Below are 9,001 nucleotides of genomic sequence, written 5' to 3'. Positions count from 1 at the left end.
CCGGTCGGCTCAGGTGAGGGCTGCCAGGAGCGGGGCGTAGTGCTGGGTGATGGCCTGGCGGTAGGCCTGGGCGTCTCCGGCGCGGGCGGCCTGGAGCATGGCCCGATGAGCCTTCGCCGAGCTGATCATGTCCTCGGACCCGGGGGCGTCCAGCAGGGGGACGGTCAGGGTGTGCACGGCCCAGAACGCCTCGGTCAGGTGCAGGAAGAGGTGGTTGTCCAGAGGCTCGAGCAGCCGCATGTGGAAACGACGGTCCTGCTCGGTGAAGAGCTCCCGCTTCGAGGCGAGCTCCTCGATCTCATCGACAATGGTGTCGAGGTCGGTGTCGTGTCGGTTCTTCCAGGCCCGGGTGACGGGGTCTGCCAGGGCGTTGTCGAGGGTGATGCGGACCTCGACGATGTCGCGTAGTCCGCGGTGGTCGTCTCCGGGGTTGAGCAGGCCTCTGAAGACGAGGGACTCGACCATGGGGCGCATGGAGACCTTGCCGACGAACATGCCGTGTCCGTGGCGGACCTCGACGATGTCCAGGGCGACCAGGGTGCGCACGGCCTCGCGCACGGAGGAGCGGGACACCCCCAGGTCGGCGCACAGCTGCGACTCGGTGGGCAACGCATCACCCGGCTGCAGTCCCTTGGCGAGAATGTAGTTCTTGATCTCGGCGATCGCTGTGGAGGACTGGGTCATGGGCGTGGTGGTGAGGCCGGACATGACACCGCGGGACGTCTGCATGGCCCTATTGTCCGACTTTTGGTGCATGCGCGCTGGTGAATGCCGACCCGTACGTATCCGCTTGTTTCCGAGAGCCTAAAGGGGCTGTCACGAGGCTGGATCCGGTTCGGTCGGGCGGCAGCGGGTACCGGCACCCTGCGCCACGGATTGGTGACTGATCGTGAGCGAGTTGCCCCTATAGCGATCATGGTGCAACAGTTACGGTATGTCCGACACGTACGAGGCACTCCCCGCCCGTCCCCCCTATGACAGTGCAACCGCCGCCCTGCTCGAACGCATTGAACCGCTCGGTGTTTTTCGGGCCATGACGGTGAAGAACATCCCGAGCTGGCGCGCTCCCATTGATGAGGTGAGGACCGGCTTCCTCCTCCGGCATCCCGATGTCGACCAGGAGGATGTCGACGTCATCCGTGACGATGGGACGAGGTTTCCCGTGGCGATCGTTCGGTCCTCCCAGGGTCTTGCCCATGACCGGCGCGGTCCTCTGTTCCTCTCGCTGCACGGGGGAGGGCTCGTGATGGGCTGCCGTTTCAACGGCCTGCTGACCGTTGTCCCCTGGCTGCGACGCTACGGAGGCGTCATTGTCAGCCCCGAGTACCGTCTGGCCCCGGAGCATCCGGCGCCCGCCGGCGTCGAGGACTGTTACGCAACGCTGTGCTGGGCGGTCGAGCATGCCGAGGACCTCGGTGCCGACCCGGACCGCGTCGTCGTCGTCGGACCCAGCGCCGGCGGGGGGCTGAGCGCCGGCACGCTGCTCATGGCTCGAGATCGACGGGGGCCGGCCGTTCTCGGCGGGCTCCTGGACTATCCCATGCTGGACGACCGCACCGGACTCCCGAGCTGGCAGGGCTCGGTCTCGGCGCGTCAGTATCCCGACGACGGTACCTGGCCGACGGCGTACAACGACGTCGCCTGGGACGCGGCCCTGGGGGACCGACGAGGTACGGAGCAGGTGACTCCCTATGAGGCGCCGGCCCGCGCCAGCTGGCTGGGCGGTCTGCCGCCGCTGTTCATCTCGGTGGCCTCCGCCGAGGTCTTCCGGGACGAGGACGTCGCCTTCGCCTCCAGGGTGTGGCATGACGGCGGTGATGCCGAGCTGCACGTCTACCCCGGGGGCACTCACGCCATGGAGTTCGTCAATGCCCGCTGGCTGGCTCAGGGGCTCACCGCGGCGCGCGATCTGTGGATGGCCAGGCTGCTTCACCCCGAGGACCCGCGTCTCAATATCGCAGCCGTGGCGCAGGCCGGAACCTATCCGGCCCTGACCGAGGAGCTCCTCGCCGGTCGGCTCAGGTGAGGGCTGCCAGGAGCGGGGCGTAGTGCTGGGTGATGGCCTGGCGGTAGGCCTGGGCGTCTCCGGCGCGGGCGGCCTGGAGCATGGCCCGATGAGCCTTCGCCGAGCTGATCATGTCCTCGGACCCGGGGGCGTCCAGCAGGGGGACGGTCAGGGTGTGCACGGCCCAGAACGCCTCGGTCAGGTGCAGGAAGAGGTGGTTGTCCAGAGGCTCGAGCAGCCGCATGTGGAAACGACGGTCCTGCTCGGTGAAGAGCTCCCGCTTCGAGGCGAGCTCCTCGATCTCATCGACAATGGTGTCGAGGTCGGTGTCGTGTCGGTTCTTCCAGGCCCGGGTGACGGGGTCTGCCAGGGCGTTGTCGAGGGTGATGCGGACCTCGACGATGTCGCGTAGTCCGCGGTGGTCGTCTCCGGGGTTGAGCAGGCCTCTGAAGACGAGGGACTCGACCATGGGGCGCATGGAGACCTTGCCGACGAACATGCCGTGTCCGTGGCGGACCTCGACGATGTCCAGGGCGACCAGGGTGCGCACGGCCTCGCGCACGGAGGAGCGGGACACCCCCAGGTCGGCGCACAGCTGCGACTCGGTGGGCAACGCATCACCCACCTGGAGGCCGGTTCTCAGGATGAAGTCCTTGATCGCGTTCATCGTGGTCTCGGCCTGAGTTGCCGGGGATGTCATCAACGTGGAGTAGGTGCCGTCGGGAATCATCGCCTCACCCGCACCAAGTGTGATGCTCGCCTCTTTTTTTGATGAACTGCCTGCTGTGCTCGGCTTGGATGCCCTGCTCACGATGCTGCTCTTCTCGGTGTCGGCCACGGTTCTTGCCCTGTCAATCATTGTGATCACTGCGATGTGAATCCGCTCGTTGAACAGTCCTGTTCCTTGGTTGGACTGTGGGTGTCGAGCGTCTAACCTGCAAGGTTGTGGGTGGTCTGGACGTCCCAACCTCTGCTACAGTCATCCTACCAACGTCAGACATAAGACGTCAGACTTCAGGAGAGAATCAATGGCGATCACAACTCCGGCCGGCTCCAGCCGTCGGGACTTCATCAGGCTGACCGGTACCCTCGGCATGGCTGCCGGCCTGGCTGTCAGCCTGGCGGCCTGCGGCGGTAAGGCCACGACAGCCGGTGGCGCGAAGGGCAGTGCCATGGCCACCGATCAGGAGGTCACTCACAAGGACGGTGTCATCACCGCGGGTATTTCCTATGAGCTGGGTACCAACGGCTACGACCCGATGACGACGTCGTCGGCTCTCACGGTTGCCGCCAACTGGCACACCCTGGAAGGGCTCACAGAGCTTCACCCGGCGACCCGAGAGGTGTACGCGGCGCTGGGCTCCGAGATGCCCAAGAAGGTGGACGACACCACCTATGAGGTGATGCTGCGCAAGGACGCGAAGTTCGCCGACGGCACCGCCGTGACCGCGGACGACGTCGTCTTCTCCTTCACGCGCGTGCTCGACCCGGCCAACAAGTCGCTCTACTCGCAGTTCCTGCCGTTCATCGACGCGGTCGAGGCCAAGGATGCGAGCACGGTGACGATCAAGCTCAAGTACGCCTTCTCGTTGGTGGCCGAGCGCCTGAGCGTCGTCAAGATCGTTCCCAAGGCGATCGTCGAGGCCGATGCCAAGGCCTTCGACATGAACCCCATCGGCTCCGGCCCCTACAAGATGACCGACAACGGCGCCGCCAGCCAGAAGGTCGTCTTCGAGCGCAACGACAACTACAACGGCCCCCGGCCGGCGCTGGCCAAGTCCATGACCTGGCAGGTCCTTCCGGATGACACGACTCGCACCAACGCGATGAGCTCCGGCTCCGTGCAGGCCATCGATGCCGTTCCGGCGGCCAACCTCTCGACGCTCAAGGAGCCGGTCAAGGTGGCGGCCCAGCAGGGCTTCGGTCTGCTCTTCGCCATGTTCAACAACGCCACCTTCTCCAACGTCAAGGCGCGTCAGGCCGTGCTCTACGCGCTGGACTACGCCAAGATCTGCGACACCAGCATGGCCGGGCTGGCGACGCCGGCGACCTGCTTCGTCCAGGAGGACCACCCCGCCTACAAGAAGGCCAAGACGGTCTACTCCATGGATGCGGCCAAGGCCAAGTCGCTCCTGTCGGAGGCCGGTATCACGACCATCAACGTCCTGTGCACGGACCACGGCTGGTTCTCGGCGGTGCGGCCCGTCATCCGCGAGAATCTCGAGGCCCTGGGCGTGACGGTCAACTACGACGAGAAGAAGTCCTCTGACGCCTACTCCTTCATCGACACTGCTCCAGCGTCGTGGGATGTGCTCATTGCTCCCGGGGACCCCTCGGTCTTCGGCAACGACGCGGACCTGCTCATGCGCTGGTGGTACGCCGGCGACGTGTGGACCGAGTCCCGCATGCACTGGAAGGGCTCGGAGAGTCAGGTCGCGGTTCAGGCTCTGCTTGACGAGGCGGTCAAGCTGGAGGGTGACAAGCAGATCGCCAAGTGGCAGGAGACCTTCGACAAGCTCTCCGAGGATGTTCCGCTGTACCCGATCTTCCACCGCAAGACCCCGACGGCCTACGACTCGGCGACGCTGGAGAACTTCAAGCCGATCTCGCTGACGGGTCTGTCCTTCGTGGGGACGGGATCGTCCAAGTCCTGAGGTCTGTGCTCGGGCGGCGCGGCGAGCCAGTACTGGCCCGCCGTGCCGCCCGAGCCGTTCTCGGGTCTCCGGAGCTTCTGCGGAGCAGAAGTGACGGACTTGCTATCTGACATCAGACATCAGACAATTGGCGTGGCAGCTGGCCTCCCCGCTGCCAAGCCCCCCAGCCGCCCTCCTTGGCGGCAGGACGCTAACGCAAAGGAGCATTTCAGTGTCCAACCTCATCCGCCTGATCGGAAGGCGCCTGGTCGCGCTGCCGGTCATGGTGCTGGGCGTGACGCTGCTCGTCTTCGTCGTCATGTCGTTCTCCTCGGCCGACCCGGCGCGCTTGGCGCTGGGTGAGTCGGCAACGGCAGACGCCCTTGAGCAGTACCGCGTCGTCCACCACCTCAACGATCCCCTCCTCAAGCGGTTCTGGGACTACCTTGTGGGCCTGGCCCACGGAGACCTCGGCACCTCCTTCACCGGAGTCAGCATCTCCCGCCTGGTCGCCGATGCCTTCCCGATCACGCTCCAGCTGACCTTCATCGGAATCTTCGTGGCCGTCATCTTCGCCACGATCCTCGGCATTGTCGCCGCCCTGTACCGCGACAAGTGGCAGGACCAGGTCATCCGCGTCATCTCCATCGCCTGCCTGGCCACCCCGTCCTTCTGGCTCGCCCTCCTGCTCATCCAGTGGTTCTCGGACATTCCGGGAGGAACGGGAACCTTCCCCGCGCTGGTGTCCGAGTGGGTGCCTTTCAGTGAGGACCCTGCCACCTACCTCAACCAGATCTTCCTGCCGGCACTGGCCATCGCGGTTCCCAACACGGGCTCGCTCACCCGCGTGGTGCGTACCGCCATGGTCGAGGAGCTCGATCGCGACTACGTGCGTACCGCCATCGGTGGTGGTATTCCCAAGAACATCGTGGTCGCCCGCAACGTGCTGCGCAACGCGCTCATCACCCCGCTGACCGTGCTGGGACTGCGCATCGGCTACGCCATGGGCGGCGCCGTCGTCATCGAGATGATCTTCAACATCAAGGGGATGGGGCAGCTGATCTTCCAGGGAATCACCCGTAACGACGTCAACATCGTCCAGGGAGTATCCATCACGGTGGCGCTGGCCTTCATCCTCATCAACATCGTTGTTGACATGCTCTACGTCCTCGTCAACCCACGAATCAGGAGCATCTGATGCTGCACCGTTCCACACTGGATAAGGCCTCGCGGCCCGGGCGGCGCTTCCAGGGCTGGAGGGCGCTGCCCATCGGCTCGAAGATCGCCATCGTCGTGCTCGGCCTCATTGCCCTGATCGCCATCCTGGCTCCCGTCGTGGCGCCCTATGCTCCTGGTGCTACCGGGCTTGCGGAGGCCAAGACGACCTCGTACATCGAGGGCGTCGGCGAGGTCACCGCAAGCGATCCCGTGGTGGCTCCCTCGATGTCACACCTGTTCGGTACCGACGGCACTGGACGCGACATCTTCTCCCGTGCCGTCTATGGCGCCAGGGTCTCACTGGTCGTGGGTCTGACCGCCACCGGTCTGGCGCTTCTGGTGGCCTCCGTCCTCGGGGCCGTCGCGGCCACATCGCGCAAGTGGATTGCTGAGACCCTCATGCGCGTGCTCGACGTCGTCATGTCCTTCCCCGGGATCGCCCTGGCCGCCGTGCTCGTCTCGGCGATGTCCACCCGCCTGCCGATGCTGCCGGTCATCATCATCTCCATCGCCATCCTCTACATCCCTCAGCTCACCCGCGTGGTGCGCGCCAACATCATCTCCCAGTTCGGAGAGGACTACGTCGCCGCCTCCAAGGTGATGGGGGCGCCGGTGCCGTGGATCCTTCTCAAGCACGTGGCCCGCAACTGCATCGCCCCGATCATGGTCTTCGCCACCGTCCTGGTGGCCGATGCGATCGTCTTCGAGGCCTCGCTGTCCTTCATCGGTGCGGGCATCAAGTCCGTCAACACCCCGACCTGGGGAAACATGCTCTCCGAGGGCAAGGAGCTGCTTCTGTCCGGCCACTGGTGGCCGACCTTCTTCCCCGGCCTGCTCATCCTCATCACCACCCTGTGTCTCAACGTCCTGTCCGAGGGGCTGACCGACGCGATGGCCTCGCCGCGCATCAAGGCCAAGCCCGATGTCCAGGCGGATGAGGAGGCCATGGAGGCCGAGGCCCAGGAGACTCTGGAGGCCTGGGACGACGCCGCCGAGGCGGTGACCGCCAACTCCACCGCCGCCAAGGAGGGGGATGCCAGCAGTGTGAGCTCCCTGACCGGAGTGGTTGCTCCGGCGGCCGAGGACGTTCCTCTGGCCGATCGGCTCAGTTCCCTGCGGGTGGCCGAGCTCGCCCGTCGTGACCGTCTGGTCTACGAGGACACCGGTGAGGAGCCGGTCCTTGAGGTCAAGAACCTCTCGATCGCCTTCCCCGAGCAGCACGGTGAGGTCAACATCGTTGACGGCGTGTCCTTCTCGGTGCGCCCCGGCGAGACCATGGGCCTGGTGGGGGAGTCCGGCTGCGGCAAGTCCATCAGCTCGATGGCCGTCATGGGGCTGCTGCCCTCGTCCGCCCGCCTCTCCGGCGAGATCCTGTTCAAGGGACGCAACATCCTCGAGATGACGCCGGCCGAGCACAACGCCCTGCGTGGTCACGAGATGAGCATGGTCTATCAGGACGCCCTGTCGTCACTGAACCCCTCCATGCTCATCCGCACCCAGATGGCTCAGCTGACCTCCCGCGGCGGTACCCGCAGCGCCGAGGAGCTCCTCGAGCTGGTGGGACTCGACCCCAAGCGCACGCTGCGCAGCTACCCGCACGAGCTCTCCGGCGGTCAGCGTCAGCGCGTCCTCATCGCCATGGCCCTGACCCGGGACCCCTCACTGGTCCTGGCCGACGAGCCGACGACGGCGCTGGACGTGACCGTCCAGAAGCAGGTCATCGACCTGCTCAACGAGCTGCGCGAGAAACTGGGCTTCGCGATGGTCTTCGTCTCGCACGACCTGGCGCTGGTGGCCAAGCTGGCTCACCGCATCACCGTCATGTATGCCGGCCAGGTGGTCGAGCAGGCTCCCACCAGCGAGCTGCTGTCCAACCCCGTCCACGAGTACACCCGCGGTCTGCTGGGGGCCGTGCTCTCCATCGAGGCCGGCTCCAAGCGGCTCCACCAGGTGCGTGGCGTGGTTCCCTCGCCCAGCGAGTTCGTCAAGGGCGACCGGTTCGCCCCGCGATCGGCCCACCCGACGGTCGGCCTGGACACCCGGCCCGTGCTCAAGCCGGTGCCCGGCACGACCGAGCACAGCTACGCCATCACCCCCGAGCTCGAGGCTCTGCTCGCGAAGGAGAACCACTGATGCCTTCCAACACCTCCGCATCGACCTCATGGAGCGAGGACCAGCCGGTCGTCGAGCTCAAGGACGTCAACGTCATCCACAAGTCCCGCACCGGCGGCCTGTTCAACCCGGACACGGTCCACGCGGTCAACAACGTCTCACTGTCCGTCAAGCGCGGGGAGACGCTGGGCCTCGTGGGAGAGTCGGGCTGCGGTAAGTCCACCACCGCCCGGGTCATGGTGGGGCTGCAACCGGTCACCTCCGGTGAGGTCATCTTCAAAGGACGTCCGCTGGGGCACTCCGCCTCGGACCGTCGCGAGCTGGGGCGCAGCATCTCGGTGGTCTTCCAGGACCCGGCGACGGCTCTCAACCCGCGCATGATCGTGCACGACACGCTCATCGACCCGCTCAATGTCCACGGCATCGGGTCACCGAAGGAGCGCGAGGCACGCGTGCGCGACCTGCTCCACCTGGTCGGTCTGCCCCCCAGCGCCCTCAACGTGCTGCCCAGGCAGATCTCTGGTGGTCAGCGCCAGCGCGTGGCCATCGCCCGAGCGCTCGCCCTGGACCCCGACATCATCGTGGCCGACGAGCCCACCTCCGCTCTGGACGTCTCCGTGCGTGCCCAGGTGCTCAACCTCCTCCAGGACCTCAAGGCGTCCCTGGGCCTGGGGCTGGTCTTCATCAGTCACGACATCAACACGGTGCGTTACGTCTCGGACCGGATCGCCGTCATGTACTTCGGCAAGATCCTCGAGCTCAACACCACCAAGGAGATCTTCAACAACCCGCAGGAGGAGTACACTCGTACACTCCTGGCGGCGGTGCCCTCGCTGCTCGACGTCTGAGTAGTCATCGTCCGGTCATATCCTGATTCACCGGCCTCATCCTGAGGGGCGGACCCGAACGGGTCCGCCCCTCAGTGCTGTATCGATCACCGTCAGACGACTCAAACGGTAACAGCTCGAACGGTCAATATGGTCATTGAAGATTCTGTGGAGGTCAGGGCGTCTATTCGGTGTGAATTCAACGC

The 9,001-nt window shown here is 65.6% G+C and carries 8 protein-coding genes; 6 read left to right on the top strand and 2 right to left on the bottom strand.

What is annotated here, in order from left to right:
• Positions 1–9: 9 nt before the first annotated feature.
• A complete protein-coding gene (locus tag HCR68_RS08015) occupies positions 10–729 on the bottom strand; it encodes a GntR family transcriptional regulator (protein ID WP_167148390.1) in 720 nt (239 codons plus the stop codon).
• A 205-nt stretch (positions 730–934) separates the two neighbouring features.
• Between HCR68_RS08015 and HCR68_RS08010 the strand changes: the two genes are divergently transcribed.
• On the top strand, positions 935–2,026 hold the full coding sequence (locus tag HCR68_RS08010; protein ID WP_167148388.1) for an alpha/beta hydrolase: 1,092 nt from the start codon (positions 935–937) through the stop codon (positions 2,024–2,026).
• On the opposite strand, the gene HCR68_RS08005 is transcribed toward HCR68_RS08010, so the two are convergent.
• Positions 2,019–2,705 (bottom strand): GntR family transcriptional regulator, encoded by a 687-nt coding sequence (locus tag HCR68_RS08005; protein ID WP_243858999.1) that lies wholly within the window; start codon positions 2,703–2,705, stop codon positions 2,019–2,021. The two genes, HCR68_RS08010 and HCR68_RS08005, sit on opposite strands and share 8 nt — an antisense overlap.
• Before the next feature lie 13 nt (positions 2,706–2,718).
• Here HCR68_RS08005 and HCR68_RS14225 point away from each other — a divergent pair, with 13 nt between their 5' ends.
• From HCR68_RS14225 to HCR68_RS07985, 5 genes are all read left to right on the top strand, one after another.
• Positions 2,719–2,883: a hypothetical protein gene (locus tag HCR68_RS14225; protein ID WP_243858998.1), complete on the top strand. Its 165-nt coding sequence runs from the start codon at positions 2,719–2,721 to the stop codon at positions 2,881–2,883.
• 150 nt (positions 2,884–3,033) lie between these two features.
• Entirely contained in the window at positions 3,034–4,659 is a 1,626-nt protein-coding gene (locus HCR68_RS08000; protein WP_167148384.1) for an ABC transporter substrate-binding protein, read from the top strand.
• Between the two features lie 211 nt (positions 4,660–4,870).
• Complete coding sequence (locus HCR68_RS07995; RefSeq protein WP_167148382.1) at positions 4,871–5,836, top strand: ABC transporter permease; 966 nt, start codon at positions 4,871–4,873, stop codon at positions 5,834–5,836.
• Complete coding sequence (locus tag HCR68_RS07990; RefSeq protein WP_167148380.1) at positions 5,836–7,989, top strand: dipeptide/oligopeptide/nickel ABC transporter permease/ATP-binding protein; 2,154 nt, start codon at positions 5,836–5,838, stop codon at positions 7,987–7,989. Before HCR68_RS07995 ends, HCR68_RS07990 begins: the two co-directional genes overlap by 1 nt.
• Positions 7,989–8,816, top strand: a complete 828-nt coding sequence (locus tag HCR68_RS07985) for an ATP-binding cassette domain-containing protein (RefSeq protein WP_167148378.1) — start codon at positions 7,989–7,991, stop codon at positions 8,814–8,816. The genes HCR68_RS07990 and HCR68_RS07985 overlap by 1 nt, the downstream gene beginning before the upstream one ends.
• The last annotated feature ends 185 nt before the right edge of the window (positions 8,817–9,001 follow it).

Origin of the sequence: Actinomyces sp. ZJ308, from assembly GCF_011752065.1 — a bacterium.
In the GTDB taxonomy this organism is placed as follows: domain Bacteria; phylum Actinomycetota; class Actinomycetes; order Actinomycetales; family Actinomycetaceae; genus Actinomyces.
This window is presented reverse-complemented; position numbering and strand designations above follow the sequence as displayed.